Origin of the sequence: Corynebacterium sp. sy017, from assembly GCF_017918135.1 — a bacterium.
GTDB lineage: Bacteria > Actinomycetota > Actinomycetes > Mycobacteriales > Mycobacteriaceae > Corynebacterium.
The window spans coordinates 391,548-409,845 of the sequence record NZ_RZUE01000001.1 but is presented as its reverse complement, the minus strand read 5'-3'; the positions used below and the strand labels follow the sequence as shown (position 1 = coordinate 409,845).

The 18,298-nt window shown below is 46.6% G+C and carries 16 protein-coding genes; 12 read left to right on the top strand and 4 right to left on the bottom strand.

Annotated elements, in window-relative coordinates:
- The first annotated feature begins 97 nt into the window (after window positions 1–97).
- From EML15_RS01865 to eutC, 9 genes are all read left to right on the top strand, one after another.
- The gene (locus EML15_RS01865) at window positions 98–1,213 is read left to right on the top strand and encodes a TIGR03364 family FAD-dependent oxidoreductase (RefSeq protein ID WP_144273150.1); all 1,116 of its coding nucleotides are present in this window, start codon (window positions 98–100) and stop codon (window positions 1,211–1,213) included.
- Window positions 1,214–1,359: 146 nt separating this feature from the next.
- On the top strand, window positions 1,360–2,301 hold the full coding sequence (locus tag EML15_RS01860; protein WP_144273149.1) for a phosphate/phosphite/phosphonate ABC transporter substrate-binding protein: 942 nt from the start codon (window positions 1,360–1,362) through the stop codon (window positions 2,299–2,301).
- Between the two features lie 38 nt (window positions 2,302–2,339).
- Window positions 2,340–3,170: a phosphonate ABC transporter ATP-binding protein gene (phnC, locus tag EML15_RS01855; RefSeq protein WP_144273148.1), complete on the top strand. Its 831-nt coding sequence runs from the start codon at window positions 2,340–2,342 to the stop codon at window positions 3,168–3,170.
- Entirely contained in the window at window positions 3,167–4,891 is a 1,725-nt protein-coding gene (phnE, locus tag EML15_RS01850) for a phosphonate ABC transporter, permease protein PhnE (RefSeq protein WP_144273147.1), read from the top strand. Before phnC ends, phnE begins: the two co-directional genes overlap by 4 nt.
- 88 nt (window positions 4,892–4,979) lie before the next feature.
- Window positions 4,980–5,663, top strand: a complete 684-nt coding sequence (locus EML15_RS01845; protein ID WP_144273146.1) for an HAD-IA family hydrolase — start codon at window positions 4,980–4,982, stop codon at window positions 5,661–5,663.
- Window positions 5,663–6,703: an alcohol dehydrogenase catalytic domain-containing protein gene (locus EML15_RS01840; RefSeq protein ID WP_144273145.1), complete on the top strand. Its 1,041-nt coding sequence runs from the start codon at window positions 5,663–5,665 to the stop codon at window positions 6,701–6,703. Before EML15_RS01845 ends, EML15_RS01840 begins: the two co-directional genes overlap by 1 nt.
- A 175-nt stretch (window positions 6,704–6,878) precedes the next feature.
- Window positions 6,879–8,240: an amino acid permease gene (locus EML15_RS01835; protein ID WP_144273144.1), complete on the top strand. Its 1,362-nt coding sequence runs from the start codon at window positions 6,879–6,881 to the stop codon at window positions 8,238–8,240.
- Between the two features lie 50 nt (window positions 8,241–8,290).
- Window positions 8,291–9,706: an ethanolamine ammonia-lyase subunit EutB gene (locus tag EML15_RS01830; protein WP_144273143.1), complete on the top strand. Its 1,416-nt coding sequence runs from the start codon at window positions 8,291–8,293 to the stop codon at window positions 9,704–9,706.
- A complete protein-coding gene (gene eutC / locus EML15_RS01825; RefSeq protein ID WP_144273142.1) occupies window positions 9,703–10,449 on the top strand; it encodes an ethanolamine ammonia-lyase subunit EutC in 747 nt (248 codons plus the stop codon). Before EML15_RS01830 ends, eutC begins: the two co-directional genes overlap by 4 nt.
- A gap of 54 nt (window positions 10,450–10,503) precedes the next feature.
- On the opposite strand, the gene EML15_RS01820 is transcribed toward eutC, so the two are convergent.
- Window positions 10,504–10,803 carry a hypothetical protein gene (locus tag EML15_RS01820; protein WP_144273141.1) on the bottom strand — a complete coding sequence of 100 codons (300 nt, stop codon included), beginning with the start codon at window positions 10,801–10,803 and terminating at the stop codon, window positions 10,504–10,506.
- 67 nt (window positions 10,804–10,870) lie between these two features.
- Window positions 10,871–13,258: a glycogen/starch/alpha-glucan phosphorylase gene (locus tag EML15_RS01815; protein ID WP_144273140.1), complete on the bottom strand. Its 2,388-nt coding sequence runs from the start codon at window positions 13,256–13,258 to the stop codon at window positions 10,871–10,873.
- A 214-nt stretch (window positions 13,259–13,472) separates the two neighbouring features.
- Between EML15_RS01815 and EML15_RS01810 the strand changes: the two genes are divergently transcribed.
- Complete coding sequence (locus EML15_RS01810; protein ID WP_144273139.1) at window positions 13,473–14,207, top strand: DUF4190 domain-containing protein; 735 nt, start codon at window positions 13,473–13,475, stop codon at window positions 14,205–14,207.
- Between the two features lie 172 nt (window positions 14,208–14,379).
- Window positions 14,380–15,156: a DUF4190 domain-containing protein gene (locus EML15_RS01805; RefSeq protein WP_144273138.1), complete on the top strand. Its 777-nt coding sequence runs from the start codon at window positions 14,380–14,382 to the stop codon at window positions 15,154–15,156.
- Between the two features lie 115 nt (window positions 15,157–15,271).
- Here EML15_RS01805 and EML15_RS01800 read toward each other — a convergent pair whose 3' ends face one another.
- Complete coding sequence (locus tag EML15_RS01800; protein WP_144273137.1) at window positions 15,272–16,522, bottom strand: amidohydrolase; 1,251 nt, start codon at window positions 16,520–16,522, stop codon at window positions 15,272–15,274.
- Window positions 16,523–16,637: 115 nt separating this feature from the next.
- On the opposite strand from EML15_RS01800, the gene EML15_RS01795 reads away from it, so the two are divergent.
- Window positions 16,638–17,084 carry a hypothetical protein gene (locus EML15_RS01795; RefSeq protein WP_144273136.1) on the top strand — a complete coding sequence of 149 codons (447 nt, stop codon included), beginning with the start codon at window positions 16,638–16,640 and terminating at the stop codon, window positions 17,082–17,084.
- On the opposite strand, the gene EML15_RS01790 is transcribed toward EML15_RS01795, so the two are convergent.
- The gene (locus tag EML15_RS01790) at window positions 17,071–18,207 is read right to left on the bottom strand and encodes a glycerate kinase (RefSeq protein WP_246858057.1); all 1,137 of its coding nucleotides are present in this window, start codon (window positions 18,205–18,207) and stop codon (window positions 17,071–17,073) included. The genes EML15_RS01795 and EML15_RS01790 overlap by 14 nt on opposite strands.
- Window positions 18,208–18,298: the final 91 nt, after the last annotated feature.

The following is an 18,298-nucleotide window of genomic DNA, read 5'->3' as shown; positions in this document are numbered from 1 at the left end:
ATAGCGACCCAATTCTGGTTAATAGTTGGCAAAAAATACCTTAACTTGTCTATTCAAGTATGGACAATAGGTGTTTATTGGGTGCACAATAAGGGGTATGAAAACTGATTTGATTGTGGTTGGTAGCGGCATTGTAGGACTCGCTACTGCGTTTTTGGCGCATGAAAAAGGGCTCTCAGTTCGTGTTATTGATCGATCGGAGCGTCCTGTTGGTTCCTCAATTATGAATTTCGGTCATGCTTGCTTTACTGGTCAGGCTGATTCAACTATGGATATGGCATGGGTATCGCGCCAAGGGTGGATCCGGGCAGCTGAAACTGTGGGGCTATGGGCAAAAAATTCTGGGACATATGTGCCTGCTATGACAGAAGCGCAAATGCAGGTACTTGAAGAGTTTGCACGTCATCGAGGTGATGAACAAGTCCAACTCCTCGAGTCAAAAATGGTGGGTGCCAAAATTGGTAATCCGGGCTTGCCAAGTGTCGGGGGAGCATGGTTTCCACTGGATATGCGAGTAAATCCACGTGAAGCGGCACCGAAACTGGCTGCATGGCTTGCGCAACAGGGGGTAATTTTTCAGTGGTTGCATGAAGTGCGTGAGGTTGCCTCTGGCACGGTTGTAACAAATCGTGGCGTATTTGAGGCTGAACGGGTGATATGTTGTCCGAACTATTTTCTTACACAATTATTTCCGCAGTTAGCAGATAAGTTTTCTGTTCGAGTATGTACTTTGACTATGGCGTTGATTGAGCGACCAAAGCGTGTTCCTGCTGATATTGCATTATTTACTGGAACGTCTCTTGCTCGTTATGACGGTTTTACTGGTATGCCAAGTATGTTAAAGCTCAAAAAAGAGCTTAAGGAAAATGCTCCTGAACTTGTAGATTGCGTTGCTAATCTCATGGCTACTGGAATACCAGAAGGTATTTTTGTGGGGGACTCGCATAGCTATGCGTTGTCTCCGGATCCTTTTATGGATCATGATGTGGCGCAATTACTCATCGATGGTGTTGGTGAATATTTTGCCATTAAAAACCCACGAGTTATCCAGCGTTGGCAGGGGCGTTATGCTGATTCGCCTAGTGTGAATGTAATTTTGGAACATCCTGATGAGCAAACGGTGGTGGCGGTAGTAACTTCTGGCATAGGTATGACTTTATCCTTTGGGGTTGCTGATTTGGCACTTAATGGTAGGGGTAACGTCACTTTTTAGGGTTAACGTAGGTTACTTGTATATGAATTCTTTTAACTCGACTAGACAAGTTGAGTATGTCTTATCAAAATATTTTCTAGTACACATTGCTTTCCGGCGTCTCTGCGTGGCAGAACTTCGTCATACACGAAAATGAAAGGATCCTCATGAAGAAGTTAAAGTATTATGCAGCCGTTGCATGTATGTGTCCTGTGTTGGTTTCTTGTGGCGGACATGGCAGCACAAATTCAAGTGTTGCAGATGAGACTAAAGATACCCTGATCTTTGCAGCAGTTCCTGCGGAGACTTCCCAAACTCTTAAGTCGTCTTATGAAAATTTAGCAAAACTCATTGAACAAGAAACACAAGTACACGTGGAGTTTCAAGATGCTACCGACTACGCTGCAGTTATTGAAGGGCAGCGTGCTGGAAAAATCGATATTGCATCTTATGGTCCCTTTTCTTATGTCTTAGCTAAAGATTCTGGTGTCCCCATTGAACCCATAGCAGCTCCTACTAATGATGAAGCACAAGCACCGGCATATACCTCGTTGGCTTACGTGAAACAAGATTCTCCTATTTCCTCTCTGAAAGATCTCAAAGGGAAGAAGGTGTGTTTGGTAGACCCTAGTTCCACTTCAGGTTATTTAGTGCCGATGAAAGGTTTTATGGACAGTGGTATCGATATGCTCAATGATGTTGAACCGATTATCACTGGTGGACATGACGCATCATTACTTGCGCTCAAAGGAGGCGACTGTGACGCCGCTTTTGCCCACGACGCTATGCTGACCACTTTGACAAAAACAGGTCAGATAAAAGAGGGGGAAGTGAAATCCATCTGGGAATCTGACCCTATTACGGAAGATCCTATAGCAATTAACACAGAATCAGTACCTGCTGAACTCGTAGCGAAAATTCGGACTGCTATTCGCGAAAAAGCAAATAAGCCTGCGCTAGTAGCAGCAGGTATTTGTTCTTCAGTAGAGCGTTGTGTGCTACCGGAAGAAATTGAATGGGGATATAAAGAAATCAGTGATGCTGATTTTGACACCATCCGTAGTATTTGCGCCACGACGAAAGCACAGGCTTGTGCTGCTATTTCCTAATACACGGTCACTGATAGGGCAATAACGGAGAACTTGGCATGGTCACTTCGCAACTACAGCACGAGATTGATACGCACTATGCGGTGCAACTGCAGAATGTAAGCAAAGATTTTGGTGGTGTCCTTGGTCTTGATAACGTAAAACTTGGTTTCCGCACAGGAGAAATCACTGTCTTATTGGGATTATCGGGGTCCGGAAAATCTACATTATTACGTCATATCAATGGCTTATGTTCCCCGACTAATGGCAGTGTGCGCGTACTTGGACAAGAGGTTAATTCTCTTAGCGCTCGTCAATTGCGTTTTCTACGTAAAGATATTGGCATGATTTTCCAGGCATTCAATTTAGTAGGACCGATGTCTGTGTTGGAAAATGTATGCACAGGGGCATTGGGAAGACTCACTGGTCCTCGGTTATCGCTGATGATGTATCCTAAAGCAATAAAACATGAGGCTTTGGCAATGCTTGAGCGTGTTGGACTTGCAGACCGAGCGCATCAAAGAGCCGATACTTTATCTGGTGGACAACAACAACGTGTAGCTATTGCACGATCTCTTATGCAGCACCCCAAAATACTATTAGCGGATGAACCTGTTGCTGCCCTTGATCCTATTTCTTCTGATGCGGTGATGACTTTATTAAAGCAAATTTGCGTCGAAGATAAGATCACTATCATTGCGTCCTTGCATCAGGTGCAATTAGCCATAGACTATGCGGATCGTATTGTTGGCTTAGGATCTGGTCGGGTGAAGTTTGATCGCTCAACAAAAGCAATGACGGTTGAAGATGCAGCGCATGTATATCAATCCATAACTGCGCATTCTGCTGGTACTGCGGAAGCAGCTCTTACCACGGAAGGTGTGAGATGACTGTTTCTTCAACTTATTCAGCACATCCGTCGAGCATACTGCGGTATAAGAGTTATAAGGGCTATAAGAATAAGCACCGTATTACGGCGTATCTTTGCTTTGTTTCCCTAGCTCTAGCGGGTTGTTGGTCAGTCATTTCTATAGGAATCAACATCAATAGTCTTGTTGAATCTGCCAGCAATGCTTCCGCTTTTCTAAAGCGTATGTTTCCGCTGCAGTTTCCAGAGATAACGGAATTACTATCATTGATTTCTGAGACACTGGCGATTGTATTCCTAGCAACATTGCTCTCAGTAGTTTTATCTATGCCACTGGCTTTAGGCGCAGCAAGGAAAATCTCACCCAACTCTAGCGCACGGATTGCATCGCGTGCCTTAATAGTGATCGCTCGAGCAATACCCGATCTTGTTCTTGCCATCATTTTCATGCGGATATTCGGCCTCGGGTCCGTAGGTGGTATTTTAGCTATGGGAATTCACTCAGTTGGTATGGTTGCGAAATTATATGCTGATGCGATTGAAGAGCTTGACGACGGTCCTCGTGAAGCTATCGAATCTGTTGGTGGCACACGAAGGCAACAAATTATCGCTGCTATACCGCAGGCGCTTGCCCCTCAGATAATCGCTACTGCTTTGCATCGCTTTGATATAAACCTCCGTACTTCAGTGCTCTTGGGATACGTTGGAGTCGGGGGAGTGGGCATGGCGATAGCTGATTCCTTACGAATGATGAATTATCGCAGAGGCATGGCATTGGCTCTCGTTGTTTTGGTGCTATGCATCGGTATCGAGTTACTTTCTGCTGCATTGCGTGCGGCTATCCTACGCAAAGCGAGCACAGATTTTTCTCCACAAAAGAGAGCGCGGACATGGGCTGATACGTTCTTTTTGCCACGTAATCCAGAAAGAAAAGAGCAGGTAGAGCCTGCTAAAAATACTTCTAGCGTGAAACCTCCGTGGACTTTTTCCCGCGGACAGCGTGTAGCATCGATAGCGCTTCTAGTCTTTTTTACATGGGCTGCTGCCGCAAAAGTTGGAATAACTACACATCAGATACTCGATGGTGTAATGAATATTCCTGCTACTTGTGCATTATTTTTTCCACCATCGTCGGAGAATATGGCACCCGAACTTTTTGCATTACTGTTCGATACAATCCGTATTGCTCTAGCGGCGACGTTCTTAGGGGCAATATGTGCGATCCCTATTGGAATTCTTGCTGCTCGGAACGTTATTTCTCATCCTGCTGTCCATATTTTTGTGCGGAGTTTCATCGTTATTATTCGAGGAATTCCAGAACTGATCCTTGCCATTATTTTTGTTGTTATATCGGGTCTTGGAGCTGTGGCAGGCACTCTAGCGTTGGCACTTGGCGCAGTAGGGCTGTTGTCAAAATTGGTAGCAGATTCGCTTGAAGAAACAGATATTGATGTGCAAAGAGCAATTTTTACAGCTGGAGCGACAAGAGCACAAGTATTTTTTGCAGCGACATTACGTCAAGCAGCACCAGCTTTTATTGCGCACACTCTTTATCTTTTGGATATCAATATCCGGTCGGCCACGTTATTAGGCGTAGTCGGAGCTGGCGGTATTGGTTTTCAATTGCTCAATGCTGCTCGTGTGAATCAGTTTCAAGTAGTAACTTACATTCTTTTACTCATCATTGGCGTAGTACTATGTGTGGAATTTCTTTCCATGTGGCTACGCAAAGCTGTGCGATAGCCATTAAATACTAGGATGCCTTCCATTCATAAGGCGCGCATGAGCGATTTTATCAGCCACAATTCTTTTCACCTTTAAGGGATAAATAATGTACAGACTAGCAATTTTTGATATGGCGGGAACTACTGTTGATGAACGCGATGAGGTCTATCGCGTATTGCGTACAGCAGCCGAACGCGAAGGTGCCAGGATTAGCGATGAGGTATTTCAGTCGTATATGGGTACTGAAAAATATTGGGCACTAGGTCAGTTATTAGAAATTGGTGGGGTGCCACTAAACAAAGACATACATGAAAGAGCATGGCAATGGTTTCGGGCTGAACTGCGTCGAAGCTATATGGCTGAGCCACCAAGTCCGTTTGCTGGAATTGAAACAATGTTTTGCCTTTTACGAGAAAAAGGGATAAAAATCGCTCTCACTACAGGGTTTTCCCGTGAAATAGCTGATCTTATTCTAGAAGCGATGGGGTGGAATAACGGTGTTATTGACTGCTTAGTTGCTGGTGACGAAGTGCCTCTTGGACGTCCTGAGCCTTTCCTTATTGAAAAGGCAATGCAAGAACTTGGTGTAAGTGATCTAAAAGAGGTAATTAGTTGTGGCGATACTCAAGCAGATGTGGAAAGTGCACAAAGAGCAGGAGTGACGAGTGTCGGAGTATTGACTGGGCATCTTGATAGAGAAAAATTCGGTTCTTTCGGTGCTGATTTTGTCTTAGATTCTGCTGCTCAACTACCTTTACTTCTGGCTGACCCTTCCGACGAGGCAGAATAATGAGTTTGCATACATCACTGAGCGAACCAATTAATGCACTTGTATGGATGGGGGGACTTAACTTTGAGAATGTTGCTTTGGCTGCTCCTCAGTTACAACCCGGAGAGAGCTTGGTGCGTATAACCACGGCGAGTATTTGTGGTTCTGATCGTCACACAGTAACAGGGCGGAGGAAACAGGCATGCCCGTCAGTTCTTGGCCATGAAGGAGTCGGTATCGTTGAACAAACGCGTAATCCACTTTTAGTGCCCGGTCAGCGTGTGACTTTTTCAGTTACTGCACCATGTATGTCATGTGATCGTTGTGAGATGGGTTGTACTGCCAAATGTCGCAATCTGCTCAAGACTGGACATGAGCCTTTTAATGGGGACTGGTCACTATCGGGGACGTATGCTTCCCATATTGTGCTTCGGGCTCACCAGCCAGTAGCTGTGGTACCTGATACGTTAGAGGACGTGCCGGCGTCTATTGCGTCATGTGCAGGTGGTACTGTGATGGCAGCATTGGAAAAGGTGCGCCACCATGTAGGCAGTCTTGCTGGGAAAAGACTATTGGTGGTGGGGTGTGGAATGCTTGGCTTACTTGCTGTCGACGTCGCTATCCAGGCTGGTGCGGTAGTGACGGCGATAGATCCTAATCCACAGCGTTGTGCGTGGGCACAGTCATTGGGAGCAATGGTATATACACCTGCAGAATATACTGCCAATCCATGTAGCATAGATGTGTCGTGCGAATTTTCTGGTTCAGCTCAAGGCGTTGATTCTTGTATTAGTGTGCTCGATATTGGGGGTCTAGCTGTATTAAGCGGATCTGTGGCAACGTCACCAGATATATCGGTTAATCCCGAGTGGTTAGTGCGTGGGTTGCGGCATATCGTTGGTGTGCATAATTATGAACCGCGTCATCTTGAACAGGCTTTGGATTTTCTTTCTCGATCAACTATTGATTGGGAATCAATTACTGCAGGTCCTATTTCTCTCGCAGAGGTTCCTCATGCGTTTGATCCCACCGATGCTTTACGAATCATTGTTTCTGTATGAAAATTCCTGCCACCTCCCCCTGATTTCCATACCTATTGATTGACAGGTAGGCTGATTGGGGTACTGGTGAAAACCACGCACCGCATACTCACTATGAGGACTTACATACTCGGTAGCGTCGGGAGTGCAATCAGTACAGGCTAAGAAACTTCACCAAGGTCTTAAGGAGGATTCTTTGGACACCAACACAATGGACGGACAAAGAGTGCAAGGGGAGAAAAAGCAGTCAGCAGGGAAGCAAACTGGTCTTAAACAAGGAACCTTGGGATGGGTGCTGCTCACTGGGCTGGGAGTTTCCTTCGTTATTTCCGGAGATTTTGCTGGTTGGCAGTTCGGTCTAGTAGACGGCGGCTGGGGTGGCATGGCAATTGCTTTGGTCGTCGTCGGGGTGCTGTATCTGTCGATGTGTATGGCCTTGGCGGAGCTGTCTTCACGATTCCCAAGCGCAGGCGGTGGGCACCAATTTGCAACAATCGCTTTTGGGCGCATTGGTGGCGTGATCACAGCAAGCGCAATCGTATTGGAATATGTGGTGGCACCGGCTGCTATCTCCACGTTTATCGCAGCTTATGTGCAGTCGCTCGGTATAGTTCATTTCTCACATCCGTGGGTGATTCATCTAGCCTGCTACGTCATTTTCGTTGCGATTAACCTGGCCGGTGCTGGGGAAGCGCTCAAAGTTATGCTCGTCATTACTACGATTGCCTCGTTGGCGCTTATTGCGTACACCATAGCAATGGTGCCGCATTTTGATGTGACGCATCTATCGCAAGGAATCGATTTTTTCCCACATGGCTCTATGAGCGTATGGCTTGCTATTCCGTCGGCAATTTGGTTTTTCTTAGCTGTCGAGGGTGTTCCTATGGCTGCTGAAGAAGCGCGTTCACCACATAAAACTTTGCCGCGTGCAATTCTATTTTCAATGGTTATTCTAAGTATCTTCGCGTTTGCCATGCTCCTGGTTGGACCCGGTGGCGCAGGTACTGATGTATTTGCACAATCAGGTGATCCGCTTATCAGTGGGTTACGCGCTATCCATGCACCATCTATCTTGATTGTGGCGGTCAATTGTGCCGCATTGATCGGTCTTATCGCCTCGTTTTTCTCCATTACCTTTGGCTATAGTCGCTTAATCTATAGCCTTGCCAGGGAACAGATTTTGCCTCATGTGTTCACTCGCGTTAACGGTCGTGGGGTACCTACCTGGGCGCTTATCGTGCCGGCTATCATTGGTTTTGTCCTAACGATCTTCATCGACGGCGATACACTCATGGCAGTTGCAGTGTGCGGCGCAGTAATTTCTTATGCGCTCATGATGGCTAGCCACATTGTCCTACACAAAAAAGTAGTGCCGCAGCAGACAAGCGAGGCTCCATATGTGACCCCTGGTGGCAGAATTACCTCTGGCATTGCCTTAGTGCTGTCATTATGCGCGATTGTTTGTACTTTCCTTGCAAATATCGCCGTTGGATTGTGCTCAGTGGCAGTGTTAGCGTGCTTGCTTGTACTGCACCTATTTTCTTATCGCTCGCACTAGGCTAGATGTCATCGACACTGCCTAATGCTCAATATGAAGTAAGGAATTTTATGTCCGGCTCTGGTTATCACTATAAACTCGGGGAACATAATTACACTTTTCGTTCGCTTAACGACGTCATGGCCAAGGCAACACCGCTGCGTTCTGGAGATATTCTCTCTGGCGCTGGTGCGCATAGCGCTGCAGAACGTGCTGCAGCGCAATGGGTATTGGCAGATATTGACCTCGTGCAATTTTTAGAGCAGCCAGCACTAAGCTATGACAGTGATTTTGTTACCCGCATTATTCTTGACGACTGGGACAAAGAGGCTTTCGCACCTATTGCGCATTTGACTGTGGGGGAGTTCCGGCAGTGGCTACTGGAGCAGGCATATAACAATAGTGCTGCTCTTTCTGCTATCGCACCAGGAATCACCCCAGAGATGGCAGCTGCAGTCTCAAAGTTGATGAGCAACGGCGAGCTGATTGCTGTGGCCAGCAAAATCACTAATGTTGCTGCATTCCGCAGCACAATTGGACTACCAGGAACTTTAGCTACTCGGTTGCAGCCAAATCATCCCACAGATGACCCAGCTGGTATCGCAGCTTCCATTGCCGATGGTCTGCTACTGGGGTCAGGAGATGCAGTTATTGGAATCAACCCCGCCACTGATTTCCCCACGCGCGTTGATTCCTTACTACGTCTGATAGATGATGTGCGCCAGACCTATGAGGTTCCCACTCAATCATGCGTTCTTACCCACGTCACTACCACGATTGATCTTTTAGAAAAAGGATCACCAGTGGATCTGGTTTTCCAATCAATAGCAGGTACTGAAGGCACAAATCTCAGCTTCGGGGTGACAAAAGAATTATTAGACGAGGCGTATGCTGGCGCTTTGTCACTTGGACGTGGCAGCGTGGGCAATAACTGTATGTATTTTGAGACTGGTCAAGGTTCTGCACTATCGGCAGGTGCACATTGCGATAACGACGGACACCCAGTAGACCAACAAACTCTCGAGGCACGTGCTTATGGCTTAGCGCGGCACTACAATCCTTTGCTGGTCAATACCGTGGTAGGTTTTATTGGACCTGAATATCTCTACAACGGGAAACAAATTATTCGCGCCGGTCTAGAAGACTTATTCTGTGGCAAACTCCTAGGGCTACCTATGGGAGTGGATGTGTGCTACACCAACCATGCAGAAGCTGATCCTGACGATATGGATTCTTTGCTGCACTTGCTTATTCAAGCAGGTACAAGTTTTGTTATTTGTGTGCCTGGCACAGACGACATCATGCTTGGCTACCAATCGCTTAGCCATAATGATGTTGCCCTCGCCAGGTCAGTGACTGGGCGTCGTCATGCTCCAGAGTTCGAGCAATGGTTGCAAGGCACAGGGCTTATCGACGACACACATGCGCTACAAGCCCAACCAGCACTAGATCTTAGTTCACTCATTTCTCTTGAGGCGAAATCATGAACCATACGCAAGACATTACCCCCCAGCAAACACTCAACGCTCAATTACAAAGCCTTACCCCAGCACGAGTCGGATTAGGCAGATATGGTGCAGCAGTCCCTACCGCTGCACGCTTGGAATTACTCAGCGCGCATGCCCAAGCGCGAGACGCAGTACACTCCCACATGGATATGACACTACTGCGCGAACAACTAGGGGAGATACTTGAGATTCACTCCCAAGCCAAGGATCGCAGAGAATATCTCCTACGCCCTGACTATGGCCGTGCCCCACGCGAATTACCACCAGAACTAGCAGACTACAAAGCTGATATCGGCATTGTGCTTATCGACGGACTTTCACCTGCTGCAGTAAGTACTCACGGTCCACAGCTATACACTGCTCTCAAAGAAACCCTCAAAGACTATAAAGTAGCGCCACCGGTAGTAGGACACCAAGGTCGAGTTGCGTTGGGAGATCACATCGGTCAAGCAGCCGCATGGGATATCACTCTTGTTGTTATCGGCGAGCGCCCTGGACTGAGCGTGCCTAGTTCTTTAGGCATTTACTCCACCTGGAAAACCTATGCAGGTATCACTGAGGAACGCAGGAATTGTATCTCCAATATCCATCCACCAGAGGGAATGAGCTATCACGACGCAGCTCTTATCGCCCTTGACTATGTGGAGAAATACTATCAAGCCGGACAATCTGGGTTCATGATCAAGGCAAAAGAAATAGCACCGCAGCTAGAACAAAAATAAAACCAGGGGTGTGCCCATATGCATGGACACACCCCTGAGTGAGTGATACAACCATTAACTTCCCATAAGAGCAACGCACACTACTGCAAGGAAAAGCACCAAACCACATAGCGCTAAGGTAAGCACGCGCTTGTGATCGATTGTGATTGTGCCATTATCCGATACCGCAGAATTATGCTTGAGACTAGCGTGGGTGACTGACCACAGTAGCGCAAACACCGGTACCCATGCCCACAATGGAATATCTAGTTTGAGTGTTGTGACCATTGAACCTAGGGTAATGGTCATACCAAGTAGCGCAGAGTATATGATCGCAGGAATTTTAACACCAGACAATGTTGAGACGCTATCCATGATGACTCCCTTAACGAAGCAGCAGGTATTTTCTTTCATTCTATAGTTTCTGTATTCAGTGCGCATCTTAAATGAGTGTTGCCTGCAACTTCCACACGTGCTCTGCATAATCTTTAATGGTGCGATCGGAAGAAAAACGACCAGATTCGCAGATATTTACCCAGCACTGGCGTGCCCAGGTCAGTGGCTGCGCATAGTAGTGCTGTGCCATAGCGTCGCGAGTATCGCGGTAGGCGGCAAAATCACCGAGTACATAGTACACATCAGGGCTTTCCCAACCATTGGTATCGAGTAGGGAACTACGCAGGTCGTGGAACATACCAGAGTGATTATCATCCAGAGTTCCGTCGATAAGCGCATCAAGGGTGCGCTTAAGACCAGGTACTGTCTCATAGCAATGATGTGGATTATAGTGCTCGCGCAGCGCAGGGAGTTCCTCATTTTTCGCACCGAAAATATAGGCATTATCTGCGCCAACAGCCTCGAGGATTTCCACATTCGCACCGTCGAGAGTGCCCAAAGTCAGTGCCCCATTCATCATGAACTTCATATTGGAGGTACCTGATGCTTCTTTGCCAGCCATAGAGATCTGCTCGGAAATATCCGCGGCAGGGATAACGTGTTCGGCAGGGGAAACATTGTAATTTTCCACAAAAACTACTCGCAGAACACTTGATACCTGTGGATCATTATTCACTAGATCAGCAATAGCATTGATGAGCTTGATGATTGCCTTTGCTCGCACATATCCCGGCGCTGCTTTAGCACCAAAAATGAAGGTGCGTGGCGGTACCGAACTGACTTCATCATTCTTAATGCGGAAATAGAGATCCAAAATATAAAGAGCGTTCATAAGCTGGCGCTTATACTCATGCAAGCGCTTAATCTGGACATCAAAAATCGACTCTGGATCCACACTTATGTCTTGGCGTTGCTTGATCCACTGGGCAAATTCTGCTTTATTAGCCTGCTTGATATCAATAAGTTTGCGCAGGACTTCCTCATTATCGCCGTGGTGGCGTAGTTGTTTCAGTGCGTCCAAGTTCGTGACCCACTCATCAGAGCCCATCAATTCTGTAAGGAGAGCAGAAAGCCGTGGATTACACATTTTGAGCCAACGACGCGGGGTCACACCATTTGTTTTGTTATTGAATTTTTCTGGAGCAATTTCATACCACTGCGCAAGCGTATCTGCTTTAATGATCTCGGTATGCAACGCAGCAACGCCATTGATGGAGAAAGAACTGTAGCAGGCGATCCATGCCATACGTACCATTCCATCTTGTACTGGTGCCATGGTAGCAATGTGGTCTTCATCGAACCCACGAGCACGCATATCCTCACGGAAACGACGATCGATCTCTACAATTAACTCGAAAACTCGGGCAAAAAGCTGCTGGAAAATAGAGCAATCCCACTGCTCCAAGGCTTCGGCAAGCACAGTGTGATTGGTATAAGCAAAAGTATCAGTCACAATTTTCCATGCTTCATCCCAACTTAAGTGGTGGTCGTCGAGAAGTAAGCGTAAGAGTTCTGGGATGGCGAGTACGGGGTGAGTGTCATTGAGCTGAATGCAGTTATATTTTGCAAAATCTTTGAGATCGGTTCCATGATGAGCAATGTAATTATCTAGCATTGTTTGCAAGGACGCAGAGACAAAGAAATACTGCTGGCGTACGCGTAACACCTTACCTGCATATGTAGTGTCGTTAGGGTAGAGCACTCGGCATAGATCCATCACGCGCTCGCGCTCGACGATAGCCTCGGTAAAGCGTTGTGAGTTAAAAGCGTCATAGTCGAACTCATCGAGAGGTTCTGCTTTCCACAAGCGCAGGGTACCAACGTTGTTCGTGCCATAACCAGTGATAGGCATATCATAGGCAATTGCGCGCACGATCATGTCGTCGAATGTGACAATGCGTTGTTGATCTTCTCGACGAACAACAAAAGGGTAGCCATCTTCTTTCCATGCATCCGGTGATTCAGATTGGAAACCATTATGAAACTCTTGACGGAACAGTCCATAACGATAGAGCAGCCCATAACCGGTGACAGGATAATTCTGCGTAACTGCAGAATCGAGGAAACACGCTGCTAGACGACCAAGACCACCATTGCCCAGCGCTGCATCATTTTCTGCTTCTAGAACGTCGGAAAGCTCATGACCGCAAGCACGAACTGCCTCCTCAGCTTGTTCCACTAATCCCAGGTTGGTGAGGTTATTGAGTAGGGCACGTCCCATGAGGAACTCAGCTGAAAAATAATGCTGTTGGCGGGTTGCATTATAGGCTCGTGTGGTGGCTTCCCAATTATCAGCAAGTTGTTCCATAACTGCATCTGATAAACCAAACCAGAACTTACGGTCAGTGGCAGAGTGTGCACTCATGCCAGCGGCAGCACGGACATGACCAGCAACAGTATCTTTGAGCATAGGGACATGAGCAGGGTTATTCATGGAACTACTCTCCTTGGCAGCAAGAATGTTTTACGTGAATTAAGCATAACCCGATTAGAGGCGTGGTACACGGTGTGACGAGGGGAAGGCTCTGATTTAGTAGTAAACCTCAGAGGATACTTTTATATGGTGAACTATATGTGTATCGGGGCGAAAATAATTACATAAATAATTACACTTAAAAGATCTAATAAGAGAAGAAAGTGAGAAAACTATGAATACAATGCATGACGGTAGCCAAGACAATACTCAACTACCGAGTTATCCATATTCTTATCCCACTGGAAATACTGCGGTTGAGCAACACTATCCACAGCAATCAGAAACCAATACTATGTCGGTTATTGGTTTTCTTGTGTCGTTGTTTATGCCGGTTCTCGGTTTGATATTGAGCATTATTGGACTGGTGCAAATAAAGAGAAGTGGTGAGCGTGGTCGTGGTTTTGCTATCGCTGGCATCATTATCAGTGGGTTATGGTGTGTGTTTGTGATTGCCTTCCTGGCCCTAGGCGGTTTGGCATTGCTGAGCAATAAAGATGCCACGTCATATGCTGATTCGCCAGCTAATAGTCAGAATTATGATTATTCTGACGAGCAGAGCAGCATACTTACCACAACACCAGCCGCACCAGTAGATTCTGTATCTTCTGCAGGTCGTGCAGAGAATGCACCTGAGCGCGGTGATGGTACAGATCTTGCCCGCTATGCTGGTGCGGCGGAGCCAGAAGCCTGTGTGTATCTTTTGGGTGGTTCACAACAGCGAGAGTCGTCGGTACCACAACTTGCTCCTTTATTGCGTGATCCTGAGAAACGTCAAATCGCTCAAGGGTATAGCGATATGTTGCAAGATCCAAACGTGGATCCAGCCACAACATTAGAAAGCACTCGACGTTACTTAGAACTCATAAATCAAATCAGTGCGGATTGTACTGAACATATGCAAAGCTAGAATTGGGTTTTTCCTGCATTTTATGCAGATGTCACTATTGGAATATATATCGGAGGTTTGCTTACGCATAAGGCTGCACCTTGTTTGCTTGAAGCTGAGAAAAATCAAAGAACAAGCTGATGTGTTATCATGGCACACTGAACTTTTTTCAATATATTTCTGAGGTGAAAGCATGACGGATAATCCGTTCCAAGAAAATTATCCACATAATGATCAACCGGGAGCACCAACTAATGCTCAGCCTGTTTCTGAGCAGCAAACGGAGTACAATTCCTATAACTCCTATAACGCGAATACATACACTCAACCTCAACAATCATCCCAGATGAATACGATGTCTGTTGTTGGTTTTGTAACCTCGTTGTTTTTGCCGCTCATTGGTTTGATTCTTAGTATCGTAGGTTTGCGTCAAGCTAAAAAGACAGGTGAGCGTGGTCGTGGTTTTGCTATCGCCGGTATTGTTTTAGGCTCCCTGTGGGTTCTATTGATAGTTGTCGGGCTTATTGCTTTTTTCCTTATTCCGTCAAACACAGATAGCTATGACTATGAGGAATCTGCTGCAAGTGCTCATTCTACTACCGCAGCAAGTGCATCAGACTCAGATAATGATGCAGATAGTAGCACCACTGATAGTGGAAGTAACTCTTCCGTAGATCTTACCGATCCAGCTTCTTTTTCCGGAGCAGCTGAACCAAGATTCTGTGCATATATCAAAGAAGCAAATCAATTTGATCAACAGTCAGGTATAAAACCTAACTTTATGGATCCGAATAGTTTTCTTTACTGGAGAGTCGCTGTCACCTACATTGACGACGAGAGCCTAAAACAAAAGCTGCAAACGGCCTTTGAGAAAGCATCAAATAATGATCTTCCAAAGGAAGAATACAATGAGATTGCTGATATTTTTGACAAAATGGATGCAGACTGCGCAGCGAACCAGAAGAAATAAGAAATGTTCGCGTTGCTCATAGGAGCACAATGAACAAGCACGTGATTGAGTTTCCTCTTTCGCGTGCTATTTTTATGCCTGCAGCCTGCAGAAGGAAGATCGGGAAAACTACTGGTTACGAGTTTTTAAGATAGGACAAAATCGCAGTTAGTGCTGCATTATTACACGCAGTAATCGTTGGTTGATAATCAGGCAAGAAAGTGCCCATGTGATTAACCGGAATGGTGGTTTCCACATTGTCTTCTGCTACCGCTTTATCCCATTGCTCGGCAGGAGTACAGCCGACCGTCCAGAATAAATAAGGGACACCAAAAGCATCTGGGATATTAGAAAAATCCTCCGAGGCAGTCCATGGCTGGGCATTAAGCGAGTTTTCACCAAAAACAGCATCGAGCTGTGGACGCACTCGCGCAAAGACATGAGGATTATTGGTGGTAAGTGGGCCATGCCCAAAATAGCGGAAAGCAGGTTGTACTTTCATGCCGCTGGCAGCACATTCTGCTTTCGCTACGCGCTCAATGGCGCTATAGAGTTTCTTTTTTACTTTCTCACTATACGTACGGCAGTTAATAACGATAAGCGCTTCACCTGGAATAGTGTTGTTAGATCGCCCAGATTGCAAAGTGCCAACAGAGGCTACTGCAAAGTCATGAGGTGCAATTTCGCGCCCGACGATACCTTGAATCCTAATAACAATCATGGCTGCTGCATAGGTGGGGTCAATAGCATTATGCGGCATAGAACCATGTGCGGAATGACCAGTGATTTTGATTTCGATAGAGTCACAGGTGGCAAGAGCAGCACCAGGCATGGTCATTACAGTGCCAGCACGGCCAGCAGTAATGTGCTGACCAAAACACACATCAGGTTGCGGTATTTTGCTGGTCAAACCATCAGCAACCATTGTCTCAGCGCCTTTACCATTTTCTTCACTTGGTTGGAAAAGCGCGATGAACGTACCAGACCAGTGCATACGATGTGCATCCATAAACGCACACACTCCCAGCAGAGATGTGGTATGCATATCGTGACCACACGCGTGCATAGTAGGGGTTGGTGCATCGTCGATAAGCATGATGTCTCGGGATGCAAAAGCGACACCAGTTAATTCTTTTACTGGCAAGCCGTCAAAATCTGCGCGCATGAGAACACTGGCACCATCTCCATTGCGGAAAATAGCAACAATGCCGTGCCCGCCGATTCCAGAGATGACCTCACAATTATATTTTTCTAATTGCTTGAGGATATATGCCGCTGTTTTTGATTCCCGACCGGATAGCTCTGGGTGTGCGTGTAAATGTCGATAAACGTCCCATTGCCAGCGGAGATCTAGCGTAGAAGCGCCTAAAATATCGACGATATTCATTATGAAAACCCTTGAAAATCTATCTATAGTCTTGTGGTGCGTTAAGCAATTTTTTGTTATTGTACACGTTTAGACAGCAGACAATGGAAAACGTGATCCTGCTAGGCTAAAACCCATGCCCGTTATCCATTTTGATTGCTTATGTGCGCCTGAGCACGTTGAATCCATTAAGAAGCAACTCGATAAACTCAATGAGCTGATTATCCGCGATAAAAAAGTGGAGTCAGTTGTAGTCAATGCAGCAGAAAACACAGCTATCGACCACATGATAGAGCAAGAATTACGCCGCGTTTTTATTCGTGAGCGTAGTGATGGTAGCGATAGCAGTGATGATGTGCAAGACACTGCTGGTGAGCTGCATAAAATAGCCGAAAGCCGTAGAATCTACCGCTTTAGCATGCATCTATCTGGAGTGGTGGGTTCTATCAATGCCTTGACCATGCTCTATGCTCGTATTTTTACTCCAGCGGCAGAGTTGCCCAACGACCGGATCCAATTAGAACAAGAAAACCAACTGGAACAAGCAGCTCTTTTCCCATGGACAGTGACTATTGAGCCTTAACGCTTTCCAAAGACTCATCGAGAAAAGCCGCAATGAGAGCTCGTCCTGCTTGCTGTAATTGAGTGCGCACATCGCAGTGGGCAGGATCGGCAAGAGTATGTCCAAGAACACCCTCTGGTAGCTTGTCGACGAATTTCCCTGCAGCAACAGCAACTCGTGTATCTGTACCTTGAGCTAATTCAATAATCGTGCCTACCACCTTGCCGGTAGCAGACTGCGTATCATATTGTCCTTCTGCAGTGATGACTACATCAGCGCTACCTATGGCTGCACTTAACCCTGTATGGTTGGCAATAACTCGAGCACCTGGTAATAAATGCACATGATCAGTAGTGCCGTGTAATAAAGCGGATAACCACAGAATAGAAATAGGTATGCCGCCAGCTGCTCCTATACCGGCACGCATAGGATCAATTCCGGTAAAGGCGCACAATGCGGTAATACCTGCTTCTAATTGCTGAACCTGTTGCTCATCAGCTCCCTTTTGTGGTGCATATATGTGTGCCGTGCCAGTATGCCCAGTAGCAGTTGCGGCGACATCACCAAGGAGTACCCAGTCTACAGAGGCTGCGGGAATGTTGAGCATAGCGGTATCAATCTGGGCAATATCCGATAATCCACCACCACCTTGGGGTAGAATACGTCCACTGTGATCAAGCAATTGTGCTCCCAAGGCAACCAAAATTCCTGTGCCGCCATCAGTCGTAGCACTGCCACCAAGCCCCAACACGATACGTGTTGCTCCACGACTTGCCGCATCAGCGATAAGCACACCAGTGCCAAAAGTATCACTACCTAGTGGATTAAGCTGATCGTGCACAGAGACAAGACCGCTCGCGGCAGCAACATCTATATACGCAGTTGAGCTTGACTCATCAAAGACATAGGACGCTTCACTGAGCCTACCGACGGCATCTGTCGTTGGCAGCGTAATGTGTTGGCCGTCGAAAAGCGCGGCTGTTCCTTCACCGCCATCAGCCATAGGAAAAATACTCAGAGTAGTTGAATCCAAATCCATGCCACGAGCGGTGAGTTCTTCTCTTACCCCCTGAGCAAGGTACTGGCCAGCTTCATGGGTTGTTGCTGTTCCTTTCAAGGAATCGGGGGCAATGATAATGTGCATAAAAATCCTTGTCATACTGGGAAACGCAGTGATAATAGGCAGGGTCATTATAAGCGAAAATGAATCCTTGTGAACAACTAAATCGAAAAAA